Annotated in this window: 25 protein-coding genes; 16 read left to right on the forward strand and 9 right to left on the reverse strand. The window is 53.1% G+C overall.

Features of this window, described 5'->3' with window-relative positions:
• The first annotated feature begins 32 nt into the window (after positions 1-32).
• From SIB88_RS01750 to SIB88_RS01770, 5 genes are all read left to right on the forward strand, one after another.
• On the forward strand, positions 33-530 hold the full coding sequence (locus SIB88_RS01750) for a bactofilin family protein (protein ID WP_233433062.1): 498 nt from the start codon (positions 33-35) through the stop codon (positions 528-530).
• A 77-nt stretch (positions 531-607) separates the two neighbouring features.
• Positions 608-1063, forward strand: coding sequence for a hypothetical protein (locus SIB88_RS01755; protein WP_412559169.1), 456 nt, complete (start codon positions 608-610; stop codon positions 1061-1063).
• 424 nt (positions 1064-1487) lie between these two features.
• The gene (locus tag SIB88_RS01760; protein WP_101246700.1) at positions 1488-2051 is read left to right on the forward strand and encodes an invasion associated locus B family protein; all 564 of its coding nucleotides are present in this window, start codon (positions 1488-1490) and stop codon (positions 2049-2051) included.
• Positions 2052-2304: 253 nt separating this feature from the next.
• A complete protein-coding gene (gene rlmN / locus SIB88_RS01765; RefSeq protein ID WP_101246699.1) occupies positions 2305-3549 on the forward strand; it encodes a 23S rRNA (adenine(2503)-C(2))-methyltransferase RlmN in 1245 nt (414 codons plus the stop codon).
• A gap of 222 nt (positions 3550-3771) precedes the next feature.
• The gene (locus tag SIB88_RS01770) at positions 3772-4665 is read left to right on the forward strand and encodes an EamA family transporter (RefSeq protein WP_412559170.1); all 894 of its coding nucleotides are present in this window, start codon (positions 3772-3774) and stop codon (positions 4663-4665) included.
• Between the two features lie 29 nt (positions 4666-4694).
• Here the strand turns inward: SIB88_RS01770 and SIB88_RS01775 are convergent, their stop codons facing one another.
• From SIB88_RS01775 to SIB88_RS01800, 6 genes are all read right to left on the reverse strand, one after another.
• Positions 4695-5060, reverse strand: a complete 366-nt coding sequence (locus SIB88_RS01775; protein WP_287464578.1) for a Dabb family protein — start codon at positions 5058-5060, stop codon at positions 4695-4697.
• 85 nt (positions 5061-5145) lie between these two features.
• A complete protein-coding gene (locus SIB88_RS01780) occupies positions 5146-5469 on the reverse strand; it encodes a Dabb family protein (protein WP_206926461.1) in 324 nt (107 codons plus the stop codon).
• Positions 5466-6731 (reverse strand): murein transglycosylase A, encoded by a 1266-nt coding sequence (locus tag SIB88_RS01785; RefSeq protein ID WP_412559171.1) that lies wholly within the window; start codon positions 6729-6731, stop codon positions 5466-5468. Before SIB88_RS01785 ends, SIB88_RS01780 begins: the two co-directional genes overlap by 4 nt.
• A gap of 144 nt (positions 6732-6875) precedes the next feature.
• Entirely contained in the window at positions 6876-7073 is a 198-nt protein-coding gene (locus SIB88_RS01790; RefSeq protein WP_287464576.1) for a helix-turn-helix transcriptional regulator, read from the reverse strand.
• Positions 7070-7438, reverse strand: a complete 369-nt coding sequence (locus SIB88_RS01795; RefSeq protein ID WP_114112124.1) for a hypothetical protein — start codon at positions 7436-7438, stop codon at positions 7070-7072. Before SIB88_RS01795 ends, SIB88_RS01790 begins: the two co-directional genes overlap by 4 nt.
• Before the next feature lie 206 nt (positions 7439-7644).
• Positions 7645-8349 carry a Tim44/TimA family putative adaptor protein gene (locus SIB88_RS01800; protein ID WP_412559172.1) on the reverse strand — a complete coding sequence of 235 codons (705 nt, stop codon included), beginning with the start codon at positions 8347-8349 and terminating at the stop codon, positions 7645-7647.
• Positions 8350-8690: 341 nt separating this feature from the next.
• Between SIB88_RS01800 and SIB88_RS01805 the strand changes: the two genes are divergently transcribed.
• Both SIB88_RS01805 and secB read left to right on the forward strand, forming a co-directional pair.
• Positions 8691-9275, forward strand: a complete 585-nt coding sequence (locus tag SIB88_RS01805) for an FxsA family protein (protein ID WP_341650528.1) — start codon at positions 8691-8693, stop codon at positions 9273-9275.
• 370 nt (positions 9276-9645) lie between these two features.
• The gene (gene secB, locus SIB88_RS01810; RefSeq protein WP_101246690.1) at positions 9646-10140 is read left to right on the forward strand and encodes a protein-export chaperone SecB; all 495 of its coding nucleotides are present in this window, start codon (positions 9646-9648) and stop codon (positions 10138-10140) included.
• Positions 10141-10253: 113 nt separating this feature from the next.
• Here secB and hemJ read toward each other — a convergent pair whose 3' ends face one another.
• The 3 genes from hemJ to hemE all read right to left on the reverse strand — a co-directional run bounded on the left by hemJ (position 10254) and on the right by hemE (position 13196).
• The gene (hemJ, locus tag SIB88_RS01815) at positions 10254-10682 is read right to left on the reverse strand and encodes a protoporphyrinogen oxidase HemJ (RefSeq protein ID WP_101246689.1); all 429 of its coding nucleotides are present in this window, start codon (positions 10680-10682) and stop codon (positions 10254-10256) included.
• Between the two features lie 158 nt (positions 10683-10840).
• Entirely contained in the window at positions 10841-11956 is a 1116-nt protein-coding gene (hemH, locus tag SIB88_RS01820; protein WP_101247020.1) for a ferrochelatase, read from the reverse strand.
• A 199-nt stretch (positions 11957-12155) separates the two neighbouring features.
• Positions 12156-13196, reverse strand: coding sequence for a uroporphyrinogen decarboxylase (gene hemE, locus SIB88_RS01825; protein WP_412559173.1), 1041 nt, complete (start codon positions 13194-13196; stop codon positions 12156-12158).
• A 682-nt stretch (positions 13197-13878) separates the two neighbouring features.
• Between hemE and SIB88_RS01830 the strand changes: the two genes are divergently transcribed.
• From SIB88_RS01830 to rho, 9 genes are all read left to right on the forward strand, one after another.
• A complete protein-coding gene (locus SIB88_RS01830) occupies positions 13879-14703 on the forward strand; it encodes a pyruvate, water dikinase regulatory protein (protein WP_101246687.1) in 825 nt (274 codons plus the stop codon).
• Between the two features lie 28 nt (positions 14704-14731).
• Positions 14732-15331 carry a Maf family protein gene (locus tag SIB88_RS01835; RefSeq protein WP_114112121.1) on the forward strand — a complete coding sequence of 200 codons (600 nt, stop codon included), beginning with the start codon at positions 14732-14734 and terminating at the stop codon, positions 15329-15331.
• A gap of 121 nt (positions 15332-15452) precedes the next feature.
• A complete protein-coding gene (locus tag SIB88_RS01840; RefSeq protein ID WP_412559174.1) occupies positions 15453-16319 on the forward strand; it encodes a shikimate dehydrogenase in 867 nt (288 codons plus the stop codon).
• 21 nt (positions 16320-16340) lie between these two features.
• Positions 16341-16925, forward strand: coding sequence for a dephospho-CoA kinase (gene coaE, locus SIB88_RS01845; RefSeq protein WP_412559175.1), 585 nt, complete (start codon positions 16341-16343; stop codon positions 16923-16925).
• A 7-nt stretch (positions 16926-16932) separates the two neighbouring features.
• Positions 16933-17658: a DNA polymerase III subunit epsilon gene (dnaQ, locus tag SIB88_RS01850; protein WP_258548129.1), complete on the forward strand. Its 726-nt coding sequence runs from the start codon at positions 16933-16935 to the stop codon at positions 17656-17658.
• Between the two features lies 1 nt (position 17659).
• A complete protein-coding gene (locus SIB88_RS01855; protein WP_412559176.1) occupies positions 17660-18607 on the forward strand; it encodes a substrate-binding periplasmic protein in 948 nt (315 codons plus the stop codon).
• Between the two features lie 292 nt (positions 18608-18899).
• Positions 18900-19547 carry a Smr/MutS family protein gene (locus SIB88_RS01860; protein ID WP_412559177.1) on the forward strand — a complete coding sequence of 216 codons (648 nt, stop codon included), beginning with the start codon at positions 18900-18902 and terminating at the stop codon, positions 19545-19547.
• Positions 19544-19903 (forward strand): helix-turn-helix domain-containing protein, encoded by a 360-nt coding sequence (locus tag SIB88_RS01865; RefSeq protein ID WP_101246680.1) that lies wholly within the window; start codon positions 19544-19546, stop codon positions 19901-19903. Before SIB88_RS01860 ends, SIB88_RS01865 begins: the two co-directional genes overlap by 4 nt.
• Before the next feature lie 400 nt (positions 19904-20303).
• Positions 20304-21566, forward strand: coding sequence for a transcription termination factor Rho (gene rho / locus SIB88_RS01870; protein WP_101246679.1), 1263 nt, complete (start codon positions 20304-20306; stop codon positions 21564-21566).
• Positions 21567-21614: the final 48 nt, after the last annotated feature.

The raw sequence follows: 21614 nt of genomic DNA on the forward strand, positions 1-21614 counted from the left end.
TCACCCGGCCGCGCACAAAGGATGAACCGCAAATGTCCAGTAAACCGCATTCCACCAGCTTCCGCCCGGAAATCCCGAAACGCCCGCTTGAAATTCCGACCCGTGGCAATTCGGGCCGTCCTGCAAGTGCCGGCAACAATGCCGAGGGCAAAAAGCTGACGGTTGGCCGCGATATCACCCTGAAAGGTGAAATCGGTTCCTGCGATATTCTGGTCGTCGAGGGCGTTGTTGAAGCCCAGATCAAGGAATGCACCCGTCTTGAAGTTTCCGAAGGCGGTTCCTTCATCGGATCGGCACAGGTTGATGAAGCCGAAATCAGCGGCAAGTTCGAGGGCGATCTGAATGCCCGCCGCGTGACCGTCATCCATTCGGCCGAAATCAGCGGCAAGATCACCTATGGCGCGCTGCATGTGGAAAACGGTGCGCGCATCAAGGGTGAACTTGATTATGTCGAAGGCAGCGACGACGGACTGGCGCGCGGCGGCAATACCGCGGCAATCACCATCCCGCGCAAATCAGACGATTCCTGATTACCGTGCGCGCACCCGGTTTGACCATACAAACACCCCGAACGGACACGACCCGTCTGTTCGGGGTGTTGTTCATTATGGCCATGATTACCATTGGGCTGAGTGCCTGTGGCGGGAATGCCGTTCCCCCGGGCAGCACAAATGCCAATTACGGTGAACTGAGCAACAGCGGTGCGATCAAGACCACCCGCCCGGTCACCCGCAAAAAAACCGAAAGCGCAAAGTCGCCCAAGTCGCCCAAGGTTACCGCCATTCCGTTCAAGCCAATTCCAACAGACACCCTTAAGGGCCTGTCGGAAGAAGCCTTCGAGTCCCGGATTGGCGCCCCGGAAATGATCCGCGGCGAAGGCGAAATTCGCGTCTGGCAATACCGGTCCGAACAATGTTCGTTCGACGCGTTCTTTGTCCCCAAGGCCGAAGGTGGTGCGCGTGAATTGCGCCACATGCTTGCGCGGATGCGCCGTGGCAATACGGCAATCACGGTTCAGGACTGTCTTGATCAGGTCGTCAAACAAAAGCTTGCACAAGGCTGAGGCCCAAATACCCGAAGCCCGGAGCATGATACCGATGCCTGGCTCCCGACATCGGCCCCCAGAACTGCACCGATCGCACCGATCGCAGCAACCTCGCCTCTGGACCACAGCCCCCCGATTAACCCGCCATCCCCTGGCAGGTACGTGACGCTGTTAACCCGATCACATTCCACCAGCGGCCTGTCGGCGGCAAAGCCCCGCCAATTTCCCCGAACAAGGGGACTTAACCGCCCGAAAAGTCCCGGAAAGCACGGTAAAAACGCAATTTTTGCCGGATCGGACAGATTTCCTTGGTTTAATCTTTACCTTTTATTGGCAGGCTCCGATAAGCGACCTCATAAATTTGCCATATCCGATGGCTTTATTACCTTTTCCCGGCCCTCAACGGGCCTGTCCCGAAACTTCAGACACGATACGCGACCTCATGAAAAAACACGCCCATCGTCTCGTCAGAACTTCGATCGCCGCTGCTCTGTCAGCATTTGTCTATGTGATTGCGATCAGCATTCCTGCCACCAGTGCACAGGCGCAAAATGCGCCCAAGCTGATTGACGTCTATGGCAAATGGGAAGCTTACACCTATTCCGAAGAAGGCCAGAAAGTCTGCTATATGGGCAGCCAGCCGACATCGGCCAAAGGCGATTACACCCAGCGCGGCAAAATTTACGTGATGGTCACCCATCGGCCGAGCCTGAAACTGGTCAATGAAGTCAGCTTCATTACCGGTTACACCTATAAGGACAAAAGCACGGTCGATCTTCGAATCGATTCCAAGAAGTTCAGCCTGTTTACCCATGCTGATTCCGCATGGGCCGTCGATGCCGAAACCGACCGCAAGCTGGTCAGTGCAATGAAGTCCGGATCGACCATGGTTGTTGTCGGCTATTCTTCGCGTGGCACCAAAACCACCGACACCTATTCACTGTCGGGCTTTACCGCCGCCTATAACGCGATTTCAAAGGCTTGCAACACGACGCCGGTCAACTGATCGCGGCTGTTTCGAACCGATAGGTGATGCTGCGTTTGCGCCATCTGCAACCCTGATTGCATAGGTGCGATAGCAGCAATGTGAAATTTATCGTTTCTAATTTTGTCCGGCCCCGCTATATGCGGGGCCAACAGTTTTATGTGCCCGACGCATTCCGGCGCATTTTCTGGTATAGTCCCGCTGTCACCAGAAACGCATATTGCGCCAGAACCGATCGGCAATACCACCAGAACCCAAAAAGAGAGAGCCCGGGATGACCGACGTCCTGACCGAAAACGCACCCCAGACCAACGCATCCGTCCGTCAGGACGGGCCGTCGCTGTCCGATTTCGTCACGCGCGCCGCCAATGGGCAGGCTGCCGACGGTCGGCGCGACCTGGTCGGGATCACCCGCGAAGAACTGACCGAGCTTATGGCTGGCATGGGTGAAAGCAAGTTCCGCGTCAAACAGCTTTGGAACTGGATCTATAACCGCGGTGTCACCGACATCGAGGATATGACCAACATTTCCAAAAAACTGCGTGATCGCCTGTCCCAGGATTTCTATATCGGCCGTCCGGTTCTGACCGCCGATCAGAAAAGTTCGGACGACACCCACAAATGGCTGATGAAGTTCCATGACGGCAACGAGGCCGAGACGGTCTATATCCCCGATCGCAACGAAGACCGTGGTGCAGTCTGCATTTCATCGCAGGTTGGCTGCACGCTGACCTGCAAATTCTGCCATACCGGTACCCAGCTTCTGGTGCGCAACCTGACACCGGGTGAAATTGTCAGCCAGTTCATGGTCGCACGTGACAGCTATGGCGAATGGCCGACCCCGGCCAATGGCATCCGTCGCCTGTCAAACATCGTCATGATGGGCATGGGCGAACCGCTGTTTAACTATGAAAACGTGCGCGATGCGCTGCGCATTGCCATGGATGGCGAAGGCATTTCGATCTCGCGCCGCCGTGTCACACTGTCGACATCCGGTGTCGTGCCGGAAATCGTCCGCTGTGGCGAGGATCTCGGTGTGGGTCTGGCGATTTCGTTGCATGCGCCTGATGATGATCTGCGCAATGAAATCATGCCGATCAACAAGAAATACCCGCTTAAGGAACTGATGGATGCCTGCCGTCATTATCCGGGCATGTCCAACTCGCGTCCGATCACCATGGAATATGTGATGCTCAAGGGCGTGAATGACAAACCCGAACATGCGCGCGCATTGGCCAAGCTTGTCAAAGGTGTTCACTGCAAATTCAACCTGATCCCGTTCAATAAATGGCCGGGCTCGGATTACGAATGCACGCCGACCAATGACATCAAGAAATTCGCGCAGATCCTGCTTGATTGCGGCTACGAAGCCCCGATCCGCTGGCCGCGCGGCCGCGATATTCTGGCCGCCTGTGGTCAGCTCAAATCCGAAAGCCAGCGCCAGCGCAAATCGCGCGTCTCGGGCTGTGGCAAATCGGGTGCCGGCACCAGTGACGAAGGCGTGGTTGCGGCACAGTAACGCAAAGTAACCCCGTCTTACCTTTCGGTCCCGCTCATTTGGGCACACCCGAAATGATTTTGAACAACACCGGATGGCCCAGCTGTCCGGTGTTTGTCATTTCCGGCATGTTTTCATGTTCTTGCGCAAAATTGTCGCCATGACATTGTTTTGATTGTCGAACTGCCGTGACAGGCATAGCGTGATTTTTCCCCACGAAATTATCGCAAGGTCACAAGCCGCATGTCCGTTGGTCAGTTTTTCGCAATTTTGCTGGTCGTCACCATCTGGGGTGCGAATTTCACCGTGATCAAGCTGGGCCTGGGTGAAATGCCACCGATCCTGCTGTCATCATTGCGGTTTGCCTTTGCGGCCCTGCCGGCTGTGTTCTTCCTGCCGCGACCCAAATGTCCCTGGAAATATGTGGTCGGCTTTGGCGTAGTGCTTGGCTGTATCAAGTTTTCCCTGCTGTTTCTGGGCATGGATCTTGGATTGTCGGCGGGGATTTCATCGCTTGTCCTGCAATTGCAGGCCTTCTTCACACTGATTTTGGGCGTGTTTTTGCTTGGCGAAAAGATCGGACCGCATCGTATCATCGCCATGCTGGTGGCGTTTTGCGGCGTCGGGTTGCTTCTGTTTGTTTCGGATGGGTCCATCACCGTCATCGGGCTGGCGCTTGTGATTGCCGCCGCCGCGGCCTGGGGGATAGCCAATATCATCATGAAGCGCGCAGGATCGGTACAGATGCTGTCCTTTGTGGTCTGGGCCAGCCTTGTTCCGCCGATCCCGCTTGCCATTCTGTCCTTCCTGACCGAAGACCGGGCAAATCTTGCAAACCTTGGTGACCAGATCAGCTGGATCGGTATCGGGTCAATCCTGTATCTGGCCTATCCGGTGACGTTGCTGGGCTTTGCGATCTGGGGTCGTTTGCTCTCAACCCTTCCGGTCGGGCTGGTCGCACCGTTTACGCTGCTTGTTCCAATTGTCGGAATGGCGACATCTGCGCTTGTTCTGGGTGAGGATTTCGGACCAATCAAAATCATCTCGGCAATCCTTGTGATGACCGGGCTGATAATTAACGTATTTGGCGGGAAGCTTATGTCGGTATTTTCCCGCCCTGATACCGGAAAAATATAAATATAAGGACTATTTGATAGTCCTATATATCAAACCCAGCGCAGTTGGGGCTTCCTGTCGGGGTTTTTATCCGGGGTGCGGATATCGTCGATATCGATATTCATCACCAGAATACCGCCCAGTCCGCCAACCGTGATTTCCGACAATCTGCTGCCCACACGGTCGCCGTCAAGTTCCGCAAGATAGGCATCGCGGGCCTGTTCATCGACAAAGTCGATGTTGAAACCATGGGTGAAGCCTTGGCTCAATCCGCTGCCGGCTTTCTTTTTGCCACCGCAGAACGCGACCATACCGGGTACAGACATGGCCGCCTTTGCCAATTGATCAATCAGCGTTTCGACCTGGTCGGGATTGACATGATCGGCAACCTGCAAAAGTACAATATGACGCAGCATGAAGGCGCTATTCCTTTTTGGCGGCCAGGATCAAATTGGCACAATTCCGACAGGTACGGACCCCTTTGACAAAGGTCCGTGATAATCAGGATTTCTGATCCCCAAGATCAAGATTCATCGATAAAATTCCCCCCAATCCGCCAACGGTAATATCGGTTAGCCGCCAGCAGGTTTCATCCTGATCAAGTCGATCAAGATACTCATCGCGGGCTTTTGTATCGACGAAATCAATCGTAAAGCAGTGGGTAAAACCCTGATTAAGGCCACTTCCGGGCATGTTTGCCCCGCCGGCAAAGGACAACATGCCAGGCGTGTTCGACGCAATTTTTGCAATCGCATCAAGAACATTGCGGCATTCCGTCCGATCCACAGATCCTGAAATCTGCAGCAATACGACATGGCGTATCATGGCGTGGTTTCTTTCACCCAATTTGCAGGGTCGATCACATCGGGCAACAGAACGTATTTCTGGCCCTTTCTGTTCATATGTCCTGCAAACAGGGCCGCGTCATCCCCGGGGCCAAAAAAGATGTCGCCGCGAACCGGACCGCGAATGGCACCACCTGTATCCTGGGCGATCATCAACCGGTGAAACTGGCGATCGGTATTCATCGGGTCCGTTGTTTCAAGCCAGACCGGAACCCCCATCGCATGGAAACGGCGATCAACCGCAAGCGACCGACCGGTTTCAAGTGCAACCCCCTGGGATCCAAGCGGACCGGCCGTCGGATCATCCGGATCGGATTTAAGGGGGCGGAAAAACACAAAGGATGCGTTGGTGTTCATCACCTCATCGGCCTGATCGGGATTGTCATGCAACCATTTGCGAATGGTCTGAAGCGACACGGTTTCGCGTGTCAGGACCCCGCGATCAATCAGTTCACGCCCGATGGCAAAATAGGGATGGCCGTTTGTCGCGGCATAGCCGATCCGCAACACACTGCCATCGGGCAGGACAACCCGCCCGGATCCCTGGATTTGCAGGAAAAACGCGTCAACCGCATCATCAACCCAGACCATTTCAAGATCACGGCCCGCAAGCGCCCCTTTTTCAATCTCGGCACGATCATAATAGGGTTTAAGATTGCTTCCGGTCAGCCGCCCGACCAGCTTCTTGCCTTTGAATTCGTCGCTGAAATCACCAAGATCGACCGAAATCATGTCGTCGGGTTTCAGATAAATCGGAGTCTGGAACGGGCCTTCCCGGGTCAGGCTGCCACGCAGTTCGGGCTCGTAATAGCCGGTAAACAGGCCTTCGGGATTGTCCCTGTTGCCGCTGAGATACGGTTTGAAGCCGCTTTCGAAAAAGGCACGCGCATCTTCCTTGCGCAGGGCATCGATATTGATCGATACCGCCTTTTCGCAGACGGCCCGCCATTGTCCAATCGTGCCCATTCGCGGGTCCGGACCGACAGGCTTGTCATCATCGCGTCGAAGCATCGCAGCACATGACCGGGCAAAGGCCCGGATCGCCGGACGCATATCATCCTGTTGCCAGCCATCAAGCTCGGAAAATGACGTCGGCCGCAATGTCAGTTTGTCTTCGGCTTCTGGCGCTGTTTCGATCTGACCGGTGATTTGTGGCCAGTACATCCAGATCAAGGCAGCGCCGGCACCAACCAAAATGGAAATAATCGAAAGGCTACGCGATAAAACCAGACGTCGTTTCAAGATAAAACCCGTTATTTGACAAGGCAAAAGGCCACTTCGGACCCGTGAAATCCAGATCGCGATTTTGCCCGCCACATGCTTAACAAGCCGATAATTCAGGGGCGGCAATTGCCAAATTGGCCTCGCAGATCCTTGTCACGGGTTTTAGCCGCCGTCAGGTTGGAAAATCTCTTCAATTGATACTGAAAACAGACGCGCAATGCTGAATGCCAAGGGAAGGCTGGGATCATATCGACCGCGTTCAAGCGCATTAACCGTCTGGCGCGATACCTTCAGCAAGGCCGCAAGATCGGCCTGTGACCAGTCCCTGTCCCGACGCAGTTCTTGGATACGGTTTTTCATCTGAACCGTATCCGTCCGATCATCACCCCGATAAACCAAAGTGCCGCCATGATCGGCCAGACAACAAACATCGAAACTTTCGGCAATCCCGACCCTTCCAGAAAGCCGTAACCAAATGTGATCAACGCCGTTCCGGCAAAGGCCATCGCAAGTGCTTCGAATTGCAATTTACGCTGCATTTCATCCATCTGGCGAATGGTCCGAACAATCACGGCACAGATAAAAATCGCCGGCAGCATTGGTAATAGCGAAATCATCGCCGCGATCATTGTCCGTTCAATCCCGTTGGACAACACGATTTGGGAAAAGACCAAAAGCGCGACATAGGCCGCCAAACCGGCACATAGCAAGACAAGATTGCGCATTTCTAAACCCCAAATGTAAAACATGTTTTACATAAGAAGCTTGGCACCAGAATGTCAAGCAACCTTGACATTGCAATCGGAATGTACGCCCAAAGAATACAGCCCAAAAACAAAGGGAAGCTTCCGATAGACGGAAACTTCCCTGATGCAAAACCGGAACGGAAATAAGCCCGAACCGGTTGATATCATTGCCGGACGAAGGTGCCTTACTGTGCTTCTTCTGCTTCCGGCGTCTCGGTCGCAACCAGCTGCCAGTTCGGGTCGCGGCTTTCGATATTGCGCGCAAAGGTCCAAAGGTCTTCGGCCTCGATCACCTTGTTGGGATCGCCGGAAACCACTTCGCCATCCGCATTGCGGATTACCGATACTTCTTCGGATACGAATTTCACCGTGACATAGGCGGTGCGGCCTTCGAGGCTGGCATCATGGATGGTCGCACTTTTGATCCCGACCAGGGTGGTTTCCTCGTGCTCGCCTTTTTCGGCGCGCGCATCAATGGCAGCAGCAAAGTTTTTGTAAACTTCGGCCGAAAGCAGGGGATTGAGCCCGTCCTTGTCGCCCTTGGCGAAATATTCGACGATCATCTCAAACGCCATGCGGGCGCCATTCAGGAAATCCTGCTGGGTAAAGTTCGGATCGGATTTCTGAATCTTTTGCAGGGTCGCAAAGGTGCCCGACGGAACATTTGCCGCATCCTGACCGTTAGCAGAGTCCGGCAGGCGATAGACATTGTCCGTCTTTGATGCCGGCTCGTTCTGGGCGCCATTGGCGTCCTGGTCATGGGTCTGACGGCCAAAGATGTCGGATGGCCCCTGTTTTTCGTTGCCGGTGCGACGGCCAAGTACGCCGCGCAAACGCAGCACAAGAAAAACAGCAATCAGTGCGAATAGAAAGATATCGAAATACTGCAAGACCGATCTCTTGATCCTAATGGTTTCAAACAGGCAGGATTTGCATCACAACCGTGGTCGAGAGATGGTATGAACCCAACCAAATGCAAGGGCAACCAATGATCACATTCCTTCATGTGATCGTCTTCACCATCATATGGCGACGAAGAAGGCATTCTGCCGCATTTTTGTCGTCTTGGGATACTAGTTTCCCGACCAATACCTGTTGCAGATTAATGGGAAATCACTGAAATCCAAGTTGTTTTCTGCAAATGTTTAAGCACATTGTCAGGAATGACGTTAAAATGCAGCGCAATCATTGATGAAATCTGCGGTCAGACTGACCAAGGAACGGAGTAAAAATGGGTTTTTATTTCCTCGCGATATTCGTCGCAATGCCGATCATTGAAATCGCGGTCTTTATCCAGGCCGGCGAACTGATTGGCCTGTGGCCCACCATCGGCGTTGTCATTTTGACGGCAATTCTTGGAACGACGCTGATGCGGGCACAGGGATTACAAACCCTTGCCAAGGCCCAAAGCCAGATGGATCAGGGCGAAATGCCCATTGGGGCAATGTTTGACGGGATCTGCATCCTTGTTGCCGGTGTGCTGTTGCTCACACCGGGCTTTGTCACCGACACCATGGGCTTTTTGCTTCTGGTGCCGCCGCTGCGTCAGCTGGTCGGGGCAAAAGTGATCATGAAGCTGGTCCAGTCAGGCAATATCCGCACAAGCTTCAGCGGCGGCTTTTCAAGCCGTCCGGGTGGCCAGACCGGGGCAGGCGGTTCCGGTGGCATGGGTGGCCAACATCCCCGTGGTCGCGGTCCGATCATTGATGGCGATTTCGAAGATGTCAGTGGCAATGGCGCGGATGATCCGGCAAACCGATCAGATACAGACACGTCAGATCCCCAAAACCCGCGCAATTTGCCGCCACACGACTGATCTGAACCCCGCCTGAAATTCACGGGAAAATCACATTTTCAAAGGGTTGGCTTTGTTATCGGGCCAACCTTTTTGTCTGTTGGTATGGATAACACCAACATTTCGGCAGAGGATTTGAAAATGCTTTGTCATGGCAATCATCCAAACCCGCAGAAATATGGGTTTTGGGCCGGTTGTGATTGGCTTGCCCATGTCTGTTATCCGTGCTAGGCCAATTCATCTGCCGCAGTTAGGCGGCGTCAGAAACAAGCATTTTGGCCGGTTCGCGCCCCGACATTCATCATGGATTTGACAGGGGTGCTATCACAAACGATCCGGCTGAACGCTTTTTTCTGACTAGGATTACAAGACTCAAGGGAGCTAGACTTTAATGGCCGAGAATACCACCGGTGCAGAAGGCGGCGCACAACAGCAGCAGCCGGCCGCAAATCCGATCACGATCCATACCCAGTACATCAAGGATCTTTCGTTTGAAAATCCGAATGCACCGGAAAGCGTTGCCCTGCAGCAGCAGCCGAAAATCAACATCGATGTCGATGTCGAGGCACGCACCACCCAGGATCAGAAACTTCATGAAGTGACCATCAAGATCAATGTCAAAGCCGACGTTGGTGACAAGGTCGCTTTCATTGCCGAACTGCAGTATGGCTGTGTCGTCACCCTGAATGTGTCTGACGAACATCGCCTGCCGGTTCTGATGATCGAAGTTCCGCGCCTGCTGTTCCCCTATGTGCGCAAAATCGTCGCTGACCTGACTGCGGATGGTGGCTTCCCGCCGCTGATGATGCAGCAGATTGATTTTGCTGATCTTTTCCGCAAGAAATTCGCCAAACAGATGGAAGGTCAGCCGGCTGGAAATGCCTGATTGACCCTGCAAACATCTATTTGGTTCGATACCAAAACAAAGGCCGCCGGTTTGGCGGCCTTTTTATTTTAAAATCGAAACGTTTTTGAACTAACGGGTAGCGAGCCCGTCAATCAGAACGGGCGGGCGATCACCATAAAGACGACAATGATCATCAGGATTGTCGGTACTTCATTGAGAATACGGAAGAATTTCTGCGATTTCTCGTTGGCGTCCGCTTCAAACGCGCGGCGATAACGCGCCATCATCATGTGTGATGCGGTCATCAGAACAACGCATAACAGCTTCACATGGAACCAGCCGTCCGACATCACACCAGCTGCATGTACCAGATATCCGCCAAACAGCCAGGTCGCGATCATTGCCGGGTTCATGATCGCCCGCAACAGGCGGCGCTCCATGATTTTGAACTTTTCACTGGCTTCCGAGCCCGGTGCCACTTCGCAGTGATAAACATAAAGACGCGGCAAATAGAGAAGGCCCGCCATCCAGGCGATCACGCTGATGACATGCAGGGACTTGATAATGCTGTATGTATCCATCTCTCTCTTTTCTCTGATCTGGCGGGTGGATCCGGATCGGCAAAGCTTCGGGTTTGCGGGATTCCTTGCCGTAAGATCGCCCGGAAAATTTTTCAAACCATAACAGCAATCAGGCCAGTTTCGAAAGGAAACCGGCCTGAAATCATTGATCTTTTATCCTAGATGCCAGCCGGCTTAAGACCGGGTTGCTTGGCCGTCGCACAGGAATGTTCATCCGGGCACCACCAGCCGCGGCTTTCGACCTTGTAATCATCCGGGCCTTTTTGATCGAGTTCATCCTGCGTTTGTTTCACAACCGAAACAAGACCGTTGATGAATTTCGGATGCGAGCAAACGGTGCGGACCCGCTCGTAAACCGGAACATGTTTTTCATGCGCCAGTTCACCATATTCGATATCAAGCTCGACCAGGGTTTCCGAGTGTTCGGTCACAAAGGCAATCGGAACAACGACAATCGCCTTGTTTTCTTTGCCGGCACGTTCAATTTCGTCTTCGGTTGACGGTCCGATCCATTCCATCGGCCCGACCCGGCTTTGATAACACACATTCCAGTCAAGGCCGTCGATCGCCATCTTTTCGACCACCGCCGCCGACGTTTTTTCAATCTGCGACTGATAGGGGTCACCGCGCTTGGTGATCACCGCCTTGGGCACGCCATGGGCAGAAAACAGGATGCGCGGCTTATCAATGCCAAGTTCGTTGGCCTTGGCCAAGGCCCGGTCATAGCCCGCGCGGATCATTTCAGCCGATGCTTCAACAAAGCCCGGATTGGTCGGATAACAGCAGGCCGTCTTGATCGGGGCACTCAGCCCGACCTTGTGGCAGGCACGTTTCCAGTCCTTGACCGACGATCCGCTGGTTGTCGTTGAGAATTGCGGATAAAGCGGCAGCAATATCTGTTCATCCGCCCCCCACGCCTTGACGGCCTGGGCAGTATCATCGGCAAACGGTTTCCAATAGCGCATGGCGATGAAACAGCGGTTTTCATAGCCGTCATCTTCGGCATTCAATGCAGCCTCAAGCGCATCTGACTGTTCCTGGGTCAGTTCCAGCAACGGCGATTTGCCGCCGATATGATCATAGATCTCGCGGGCAATCGGTGCACGACGGCGCGAAATCAGTTTTGCCAGCAAAAACCGGAACGGATTGGGCAGGCTGATGATCGCCGGATCATTGAACAGATTGAACAGAAACGGTTCGACAGCTTCGGGGCTGTCCGGTCCGCCAAGATTGAAAAGAACAATGGCGCGTTTCTTGCGCGTCGTTTCGGACATTTGGCTATCCTTCATGGCACAGCGTGTTTCAACCGGTTCCCGACAAACCGGAAATTTTATAAATCCATCGCGCTCCGGGGCCTATTTTGGTCAAACAGGTCCGAAGCGCAACAAACTTAGCCCACTATACGCATTGAATTTTTCAATCGATTTGATTGATTTCAAAAATCACAAAATAAAATGCAGCAATTGCCGACATTTATCCTTTGTAACTGCGGATGAAATTCACCAGCTTCTCGACATTTTCCGGCGGCGTTTCCGGTGTGATGCCGTGGCCCAGGTTAAAGATGAAAGGCCCGTTGCCCAGCGTATCAAGAATGCGCTTGGTTTCATCAAGCATCGCATCGCCACCGGTGATCAGATACATCGGATCAAGATTGCCCTGCACCGGCCCCAGTTTCTGAAGATTTTGGGCAACCCAATCAAGTGGAACACCACTATCAAGGCCGACACCCGTCACGCCGGTCTGTTTTTTGAAATCAATCAGATGCAGTCCGGCCCCGCGCGGGAAGCCGATAATCGGCAAATCAGGATGAACAGCACGCAAATTGGCAACGATCTGTTTGGTCGGCTCGATCACCCAGCGTTTGAAACCGGTTTCGGACAAAACCCCGCCCCAGGTTTCAAACAACTGAATGCATTCTGCACCGGCTTCAACCTGTTTGAGCAGATATTGCGTGGTTGCCTCGACCAGAATGTCGATCAGCTGGCCAAAGCCGTCCGGATCGCCATAGGCAAAGCGACGGATATTGGCAAAATCCTTGGACCCTTTGCCTTCGACCATATAGGTCGCCACCGTCCATGGCGCACCGGCAAAGCCGATCAGGGCCGTGTGGGACGGAATGGCTTCTGACAGCTTTGAAACCGTCTCATAGACCGGTCCAAGCGTGTTATGAATGCCATCAACTGATAGCTTGCCAAGGCCTGAAGCATCGCGGATGGCCTCAAGCTGTGGGCCTTCACCCTGCTTGAATGCCAAATGTTGTCCAAGTGCCTGCGGTATAACGAGGATATCGGAGAACAGAATAGCCGCATCGAAATCATAGCGTCTGAGCGGCTGCAAAGTGACTTCGCAGGCAAGATCGGGATTATAGCAAAGATCAAGAAATGAGCCTGCTTCGCCGCGTGTTGCACGATATTCCGGAAGATATCGACCTGCCTGGCGCATCAACCAGATTGGTGGCACCGGAAGGGTTTCACCGTTCAGGGCGCGCAAGAAAGTCTTCGTCATGTTGGGCATCTGGTTTCCTGTTCGTCTGTCCCGATCGCTTTTTTATCTGGTTCCGGTCTTTGACCCGAGGACCTGGAGGCCAGTTTCGTTCACGTGAATTTTGTCCTGAGACCTGTGCCAGGACGTTTTCCACGTTCTGCCTAACAAAACCTTATTTAATAAAAAAGGATGTTGTTTGTAGGTGGTTCCCTGTGGATAACAGGGATTAAATTTAGTGCACAGTTTATTCACATTCCGACTCGGGAAAAATGATTCATCTCAAACCGGTTTGGGGAAAACTGTGTACGACTCCGAACGACTCCCAGACCTGAGCTTGGGAAAAGCCGATTTTGAATAATGGGGATAAGGTGAATAAGGCTGGTTTTTGCCGTCTTATCCCTGCTATTACGGGAAAAAATGATCACTTATCCCGCACGGGACATCTGGTTTGAGAAAGTTTGTATGAGGGGGAGGATAATTCCTGTGGAAAAAATCGGGCCGGAGTCGCTCCCGTTATCCACAATTGTCCACAGGCCCGACTCCACCCCTCTAACTCCGGGTTGGGCGAATGGGCCTTATCCATCCGGGTAGTGATCGAAATTTTGAACACCAAAATCCGGGTTTTAAAAAAGTTTGAAAAATCGCTTGGTGTGCAAAAAGTGGAAAAAGCAGGCTTGCATCGCCGGAATTTGATCGGAAACACGGATCGCTGATGGTCGACACAGACAATATTTTTCATCTTCATCTGGTTTCGGATTCAACGGGGGAAACCGTTGACGGTGTTGCGCGTGCCTGCATTGCCCAGTTTCCTGATGTCCGTGCCCATGAACATGTCTGGTCACTGATCCGGACCGAGGCCCAGCTTGCCCGCGTGCTTGCCGATATCGAACGCAATCCCGGTATCGTGCTTTACACCGTGTTTGACAGTGACATTCGCCGCAAACTCGAAGAAGGATGCCGCCGGCTTCAGGTACCCCACAGCCACGTTCTTGATAATACCGTCACCATGATGGCCGGTTACCTTGGCCAGCAATCGCGCGGCCGGACCGGTGCGCTTCATAAGATGGACGAGGAATATTTCAGCCGGATCGAAGCGATCGATTACACGCTTTCCCATGATGACGGGCAATCTGGCTGGGATCTTGAAGAAGCCGATGTGGTGATTGTCGGGGTGTCGCGCACGTCCAAAACCCCGACTTCGGTCTATCTGGCCAATCGCGGTATCAAGACCGCCAATATTCCCTTTGTCCCGGGATGCCCGTTACCGCCCGAGCTTGATAAACTTAAAAAGCCGCTGGTGGTCGGATTGATCAAGGATGTCGATCAGCTGGTATCGATCCGCAAAAACCGTCTGCGCCAGATCGAACGCGGTGAGGGCGGGGATTATGTCGATCCGGTTGCTGTGCGTGATGAAGTCCATCAGGCAAGACGCTATTTTACCGATCGCGGATGGAAGATTATCAATGTTACCCGCAGATCGATCGAAGAAACCGCTGCCATGATCCTGGCAACCATGTATGACCGTCGCGGTCACTGATGAAATTTCAAACAGGATATAAAGACGCATGAACCATCGGCTTATTTTGGCATCCAGCAGCAAAGCCCGTCACACCATGTTGAAAAATGCCGGTGTCGATTGCGAAGCCGTGGCCTCGATGATTGACGAGGAAGGCTACAAGCAATCGATGAAGGCCGAAGGTGCCAGTGCCGCCGAAGCCGCCGAAACCTTGGCGGAAATGAAGGCATTGCGCATGTATCGTCAGCAACCCGATGCGATTGTGATTGCGGCTGATCAGATGCTTGAATGCAATGGTATCTGGTTTGACAAGCCACGCGACCGCGACAATACCAGGGCCCAGCTTATGGCCCTGCGCGGCAAGACCCATCAGCTGGTTTCGGCCGCTGTTATATATAAAGAGGGATCGCGCATTTGGGGCACCATTGATACGGCCCATCTGACCATGCGCAACTTTACCGAAGAATGGCTTGATGAGTATCTTGATGCCGCCGGCGACGAGATTTTCAATTGCGTTGGCGGTTATCAGCTTGAAGGTATTGGTGCGCAGCTGTTTACCGAAGTGCGCGGTGACTATTTCACGGTTCTTGGTTTGCCGTTATTGCCGTTGATCGGTTTCTTGCGTGATCATGGCGTGCTGAAAGCATAGAAAGACAACATTACCCGATCGTTGTTATGCATCGTCCGGGCAATGCCACTTGCTAATTGCGCCATATTTGAAATCAAAGAACCACAAAGACAAAACTCCGTCAGGCAGGAAACACCGCACAATGACAGCCCGCAAACCTTATCGGACACTTTCTGGAACCTCGCGCCTGGCCGGTGTGATGGGGTGGCCGGTATCGCATTCCAAATCACCGCGTCTGCATGGCTACTGGCTGGCCAAATACGGGATCGATGGCAGCTATATGCCGCTTCCGGTCGAACCGGAAAACTTTCAGGCGGCTTTGATTTCATTGCGCAATCTTGGTTTTTCCGGGGTTAATGTCACCATTCCGCAAAAGGAAATGGCCATGCCGGAATGTGATGAACTGTCAGATCGTGCGCGCCGTATCGGGGCAGTCAATACCGTTACCTTTGCCAAGGATGGCCGGTTGCTTGGCGATAATACTGACGGGTTCGGCTTTATTGAAAACCTGCGTCAGGAAGCCCCGGACATTGATTTTACGTCTGGTCCGGCGGTGGTTCTTGGAGCCGGGGGCGCATCGCGGGCCATTTTGGTTGCCTTGCTTGATGAAGGCAGCCCGGAAATCCGTATCGCCAACCGGACCCGTGCCCGGGCAGAAGACCTTGTGCGGGAATTCAATGATCGGCGCCTGACGGTAATTGATTGGCCGGTATCGCCAGATGCCTTGTCTGATGTTTCCCTTTTGGTAAATACCACAAGCCTTGGCATGGTTGGTCAGCCGAAGCTTGATATTGATCTGGACGGTTTGCCGACATCGGCACTGGTTACCGACATTGTTTATGCCCCGCTGATAACGGGCCTTTTGCAGCATGCAAAAGACCGTGGAAATCCGATTGTTGACGGGCTTGGCATGTTGCTTCATCAGGCGCGCCCGGGTTTTCATCGCTGGTTTGGCATTGATCCCGAAGTGACCCAGGAACTGCGCGACTTTGTCCTTTCACCTGATTAAGTATGCAAAGGTGATCTTATCATGGTGATTTTGGGGTTAACCGGTTCGATCGGCATGGGCAAATCGACCGCTGCGGCGATGTTTCGATATCTTGGCGTGCCGGTCCATGATGCGGATGCGACCAACCATCTTCTGATGGCACCTGGCGGTCCGGCCTTTGATCAGGTGATTTCAGCTTTTCCAGAAGTTTTGCGCGATGGACGGATTGACCGGCAAATGCTGGGCAAGATTGTTTTTGCCGATGCGCGCGCGCTTAAAAAGCTTGAATCGATATTGCATCCGCTGATCCGTGCCGCAGAGATTCGCTTTTTGCGCAGCCAGCGGATGCTCGGACGTAAACTGGTAGTACTCGACATCCCGCTTTTATATGAAACGGGCGGTGAAAAGCGCTGCGATATCGTTGCAGTTGTTTCAGCGCCAGGGTTTATTCAACGCCAGCGTGTTCTTGCGCGACAGGGGATGACGGATGAAAAATTTTCCGCCATTCTGTCCAAACAGATGCCGGATATGGAGAAACGGAAACGGGCCGATTATGTCATCCCAACAGGGTTGGGTCGGGCTGTGACTTTTCAATATATTCAGGGCATTGTTGATCATCTGAGTTGACCACCGGATCCAAGAATACATGCGTGAAATCGTCCTCGATACAGAGACCACTGGCCTTGATCCCTATGCTGACCACCGTCTGGTAGAAATCGGGTGTATCGAACTGGTCAATCACATGCCGACCGGTCGCCAATATCACCAATATATCAACCCGGAACGCCCGATGCCCAAAGAGGCGTTTGACGTTCACGGTCTGGGTGATGACTTCCTGAAAGACCAGCCGGTCTTTGCCGAAGTTGCCGATGATTTCCTTGAATTTATCGGTGATGATTCGGTCCTGGTCATTCACAATGCCGCCTTTGATATGAAGTTCCTGAATGCGGAACTTGAATGGCTTAACAAGCCGCGGATTGCCATGGAACGTGCGCTTGATACGGTTCAGATGGCGCGCAAAAAGTTTCCGGGATCGCCGGTAAGCCTTGATGCGCTTTGCCGTCGGTTCAAGATCGATAACTCCAACCGTACCCTGCACGGGGCACTGCTTGACTCCGATCTTCTTGCGCAGGTTTACCTGGAACTTCTTGGTGGACGTCAGCATGGTCTGTCGCTTGATCCCAATGCCCAGGATGCAGACAGCTCTGGCGGGAATGTCGGCCGGCGGGTTCTGGGGCCGAAATCCAACAGGCTGGAACCGCGCCCCCATGTGATCAGCGAAGAAGAACTGGCCGCCCATCAGGCCTATATCGAAAGCAAGGTCAAAGACGCCATCTGGTTAAAGAAGCAAGAGGCGTGACATGAAAAAACGGAATTGCCTGAAATTCCGTTCGCCACACCGGCGCCTTGCGACCCGCTTCTATTTGCTATTTCTGCTTGTTGTTTCGCCTTGCATCCCGATTTTGTTTCCGACAGCGTCTTTTGCGGATGACGTGGCGGGAACGGTACAGTCGGACGCGGTTTCTGCGGATTTTGACGGGCGCTATATCATCCATCTTTCGGAAAATCCGCGGGTCCGGTCGTCAGACCGGCCTGAACCGGGCTATTTTGACAGTCTTGCCATCGAACTGTTTACCCAGGCCGGCATTTATGCGGAAATCGTGCCGCAAATGCCCTGGAAACGGCAGATGGAACTGGCCGAGCGCGAGGCCGGTCATGTGATTTATCCAACGACCCGATCCGATGACCGCGAAGACAAATTCAAATGGGTCGGGCCGGTCAGTCGCACCATCTGGAACCTTTACGGATTTGAAGACCGCAATTGGTCGGATACCGGTTTTGAAGACATTCTTGAAAGTGCGCGTATCGGCACCCTGATGGGATCAGCCCGCGAAGCCTATTTGCGCGAACGCGGTGCCAAACAGATCGTAATTGTCCCGCGCGAAGAACTTTTATTGCCGATGCTGCTGGCCGACCGGATTGATCTGATTGCAATCGGTGGCAACGTGCTGCGTCACTATATTGACGAGATTGAACAAAAGGAAACCGGCGCAAACGTTCCTAAAATCGACGGGGCCGTGTCATATCGAAGCTGTTATCTTTATATCGCGGTCAGTGGCGATGTGCCTGATGAGGATATTTCACGTCTTCAGGGCCAGCTTGACACATTCAAACGCAACGGCTTTTTTGTGAAAAACCGCCAGACGCACGGCTTGTCGACCAACCTTGATGGCAGTTTCCTTAAGGCGATGCTTGATCTTTCCAATAACGGGGTCAGATGCATTGATCTTGCCGGAAGCGACGATTAGGCCTTGGGCGGTGTTTGGATGCCGGTCGGGGATTGGATCGACTAATTCATCGCATTCTGTTTGAATAAAATGTTTAAACAGACGTGGTATCGATAAAGGAAAGGCTTTATGCCTTTTGAAATTGATACCGGGTCTTGGGCGATGTTTTATGGCAAACCCAACGGGCTGCGTTCGATTAATCGGTGGCGGGTGTTTCATTCCCCTGGAACCCAGGGGGCTTTGGCGGAAATCCTCCTGTCCACATATTAATCGAGTGCGGCAGAACGCGTTTAATTGGTCGATCTAGTTCCCAATGACACAGAAAAAAGCAAATAAACGACGCCGTACCGTCAGTGACGAGGAAAAGACCCTGTGGGAGGTTTTTACCCGTGACGTCAAACCCTTGCGCAGTAAAAAGCGCAAAGGCGATGAAGTGGTATTTGATCCTGACGATGACATCCACACCAGCGATACTGCCATTCCCCTGCCTGATACGCTTGGTGAAAGTCTGGAACGGTCCGAAGAAAACCGTGCTGCGCGCAATTTGCCTTCGGCGCGCAATGCTGATCGCGGACCACAGGTCAAAAAACAGAGCCTTGCCGATTTGAAACCGGGTGTGACGGACGGGATTGACCGGTCAACCGCCAACAAATTCCAGAAAGGCAAAATGACAATCGACGGGCGCATCGACCTGCATGGCATGACCCAGGATGTCGCCCATAATGCGCTTAATGCCTTTATTGAAGAAAGCTGGCGGGCCGGGAAACGTTGCGTTTTGGTGATTACCGGCAAAGGATCGCGCGCCGATGAATATGGACGCACCGGCCTTCTGCGCAGCCGCACCCCGCAATGGCTGAGTGCGCCGCGCCTGCGCAATCGTATTCTTGCCATCAATCAGGCCCAGATCCAGCACGGTGGAGCAGGGGCCTTTTATGTTTTGTTGAAACGGAGACGCCCGTGACACCTTTTGGCAATCGCATCAGGGAATTGCGGGCCCGCAATAATGTGACGTTGACCGATATGGCAACGGCGTTGCAGTTGTCGCCGGCCTATCTTTCAGCACTTGAACATGGCCATCGCGGTCGCCCAAGCCCCGGTTTGGTGCAGCAGATTTGTGGTTATTTCAATCTGGTATGGGATGAAGTTGACGATATCAAACGTCTGGCCCAGCTGTCGCATCCCAAAATCACCGTCGATACGGCGGGGCTTGAGCCCGAAGCAACCGAGCTTGCCAATCTTTTATCCGAACGGATTGCCGGGCTGAGTGATGATCAGCTTGGGCGGATGCTTGAAATTCTTCGTGAACGCCATCCATAAGACCCGCCCGCGATCGCAAAACAGGTCAAATACAGTCATTTCTAATATTGGGATCGGAAATTTGCGGGGTCAAACCGGTTGTTGAACCTGTTAATTGCAGGTTTTGTGCCCATATATCCGAAGTCTGGCGGCAGAATCGTGTTTTTTACACAACGCTGCGGGCAAAATAGCTGCATTGCGTGAAACACGGTTTGACTATTCCCGTTTTCGAGGTTATCAATCGGGGGTGTTTCGATCCAGAAACATGAAAAGCCCTGCCTTTCTTGCAACTACAAGGTTTGGAACCGTCCGCACGCCCCAGCATTTGACTGAGTGCCTTGCCTGACGGTCAACCGCATATCTTCTTCTTATCCCATAAAATCTTCGCCCTTCCGGCAACCACAGATCATTAAACGCACATATGCATCTTCAGGAACTCAAAAAGAAATCTCCGACCGAGCTGCTTGCCCTGTCTGAGGAACTCGAAATCGAAAATGCCAGCACGCTCCGCAAACAGGAGCTGATGTTTGCCATTCTCAAACAGTTGGCCGAGAACGACCATGCCATTTTTGGCGAGGGGGTTCTCGAAGTGCTGCCCGATGGTTTCGGCTTCTTGCGTAGCCCCGAGGCAAACTATCTTGCCGGGCCCGATGACATTTATGTCAGCCCAAGCCAGGTTCGCCGTTTTGGTCTGCGGACCGGTGATACGGTCGAAGGCCAGATCCGTTCGCCCAAGGAAGGGGAACGCTATTTCGCGTTGCTCAAGGTCGACAAGGTCAACTTTGATGCGCCGGAAAAAGTCCGTCATCGCATCAACTTTGACAACCTGACCCCGCTTTATCCTGATCAGCCGTTGCGCATGGAACGTGAATCCGATCAGGAAGGCAACAAGGATACCACCAACCGCGTGATCGAACTGGTATCACCGCTTGGTAAAGGTCAGCGTGCCCTGATCGTCGCACCGCCGCGTACCGGTAAGACCGTGATGCTGCAAAATATTGCGCACGCGATCGAGGAAAACCATCCGGAAGCCTATCTGATCGTTCTTCTGATTGACGAACGCCCGGAAGAAGTGACCGACATGGACCGTTCGGTGAAGGGTGAAGTTATCAGCTCTACCTTTGACGAACCGGCGCAGCGTCACGTTCAGGTCACCGAAATGGTTCTGGAAAAGGCCAAACGTCTGGTCGAACACAAGCATGATGTTGTCATTCTGCTTGATTCCATTACCCGTCTGGCCCGTGCCTATAACACGGTCGTGCCAAGCTCGGGCAAGGTTCTGACCGGTGGTGTCGATGCCAACGCCCTGCAACGTCCGAAACGGTTCTTTGGTGCGGCCCGTAACATCGAAGAGGGCGGGTCGCTGACCATCATCGCAACCGCCCTGATCGATACCGGTTCGCGCATGGACGAGGTCATCTTTGAAGAATTCAAAGGGACCGGTAACTCCGAACTGGTTCTGGATCGCAAACTGTCTGACAAACGTATCTTCCCGGCGATTGATATCCTTAAATCGGGTACCCGTAAGGAAGAGCTGCTTGTCGACAAGGGCGTTCTGTCCAAGATGTGGGTGCTGCGCCGTATCCTCAACCCGATGGGGCCGCAGGACGCGATGGAGTTCCTTCTGGGCAAACTCAAATCGACCAAGAACAACGACGATTTCTTCGATTCCATGAATGGATAATCGAAATCCGGCGTAAACGGCCGGATACAGATAATTGTCTGATGATTA

Source organism: Thalassospira sp. MIT121401 (genome assembly GCF_047125595.1).
GTDB lineage: Bacteria > Pseudomonadota > Alphaproteobacteria > Rhodospirillales > Thalassospiraceae > Thalassospira > Thalassospira povalilytica.

What these genes read in the sequence shown, in the direction of transcription:
- SIB88_RS01750 (WP_233433062.1), top strand. Translation starts at nt 33, where the DNA reads ATGTCCAGTAAACCGCATTCCACCAGCTTCCGCCCGGAAATCCCGAAA.
- SIB88_RS01755 (WP_412559169.1), top strand. Translation starts at nt 608, where the DNA reads ATGGCCATGATTACCATTGGGCTGAGTGCCTGTGGCGGGAATGCCGTT.
- SIB88_RS01760 (WP_101246700.1), top strand. Translation starts at nt 1,488, where the DNA reads ATGAAAAAACACGCCCATCGTCTCGTCAGAACTTCGATCGCCGCTGCT.
- rlmN (WP_101246699.1), top strand. Translation starts at nt 2,305, where the DNA reads ATGACCGACGTCCTGACCGAAAACGCACCCCAGACCAACGCATCCGTC.
- SIB88_RS01770 (WP_412559170.1), top strand. Translation starts at nt 3,772, where the DNA reads ATGTCCGTTGGTCAGTTTTTCGCAATTTTGCTGGTCGTCACCATCTGG.
- SIB88_RS01775 (WP_287464578.1), bottom strand. Translation starts at nt 5,060, where the DNA reads ATGCTGCGTCATATTGTACTTTTGCAGGTTGCCGATCATGTCAATCCC.
- SIB88_RS01780 (WP_206926461.1), bottom strand. Translation starts at nt 5,469, where the DNA reads ATGATACGCCATGTCGTATTGCTGCAGATTTCAGGATCTGTGGATCGG.
- SIB88_RS01790 (WP_287464576.1), bottom strand. Translation starts at nt 7,073, where the DNA reads ATGAAAAACCGTATCCAAGAACTGCGTCGGGACAGGGACTGGTCACAG.
- SIB88_RS01795 (WP_114112124.1), bottom strand. Translation starts at nt 7,438, where the DNA reads ATGCGCAATCTTGTCTTGCTATGTGCCGGTTTGGCGGCCTATGTCGCG.
- SIB88_RS01805 (WP_341650528.1), top strand. Translation starts at nt 8,691, where the DNA reads ATGGGTTTTTATTTCCTCGCGATATTCGTCGCAATGCCGATCATTGAA.
- secB (WP_101246690.1), top strand. Translation starts at nt 9,646, where the DNA reads ATGGCCGAGAATACCACCGGTGCAGAAGGCGGCGCACAACAGCAGCAG.
- hemJ (WP_101246689.1), bottom strand. Translation starts at nt 10,682, where the DNA reads ATGGATACATACAGCATTATCAAGTCCCTGCATGTCATCAGCGTGATC.
- hemH (WP_101247020.1), bottom strand. Translation starts at nt 11,956, where the DNA reads ATGTCCGAAACGACGCGCAAGAAACGCGCCATTGTTCTTTTCAATCTT.
- hemE (WP_412559173.1), bottom strand. Translation starts at nt 13,196, where the DNA reads ATGCCCAACATGACGAAGACTTTCTTGCGCGCCCTGAACGGTGAAACC.
- SIB88_RS01830 (WP_101246687.1), top strand. Translation starts at nt 13,879, where the DNA reads ATGGTCGACACAGACAATATTTTTCATCTTCATCTGGTTTCGGATTCA.
- SIB88_RS01835 (WP_114112121.1), top strand. Translation starts at nt 14,732, where the DNA reads ATGAACCATCGGCTTATTTTGGCATCCAGCAGCAAAGCCCGTCACACC.
- SIB88_RS01840 (WP_412559174.1), top strand. Translation starts at nt 15,453, where the DNA reads ATGACAGCCCGCAAACCTTATCGGACACTTTCTGGAACCTCGCGCCTG.
- coaE (WP_412559175.1), top strand. Translation starts at nt 16,341, where the DNA reads ATGGTGATTTTGGGGTTAACCGGTTCGATCGGCATGGGCAAATCGACC.
- SIB88_RS01855 (WP_412559176.1), top strand. Translation starts at nt 17,660, where the DNA reads ATGAAAAAACGGAATTGCCTGAAATTCCGTTCGCCACACCGGCGCCTT.
- SIB88_RS01860 (WP_412559177.1), top strand. Translation starts at nt 18,900, where the DNA reads ATGACACAGAAAAAAGCAAATAAACGACGCCGTACCGTCAGTGACGAG.
- rho (WP_101246679.1), top strand. Translation starts at nt 20,304, where the DNA reads ATGCATCTTCAGGAACTCAAAAAGAAATCTCCGACCGAGCTGCTTGCC.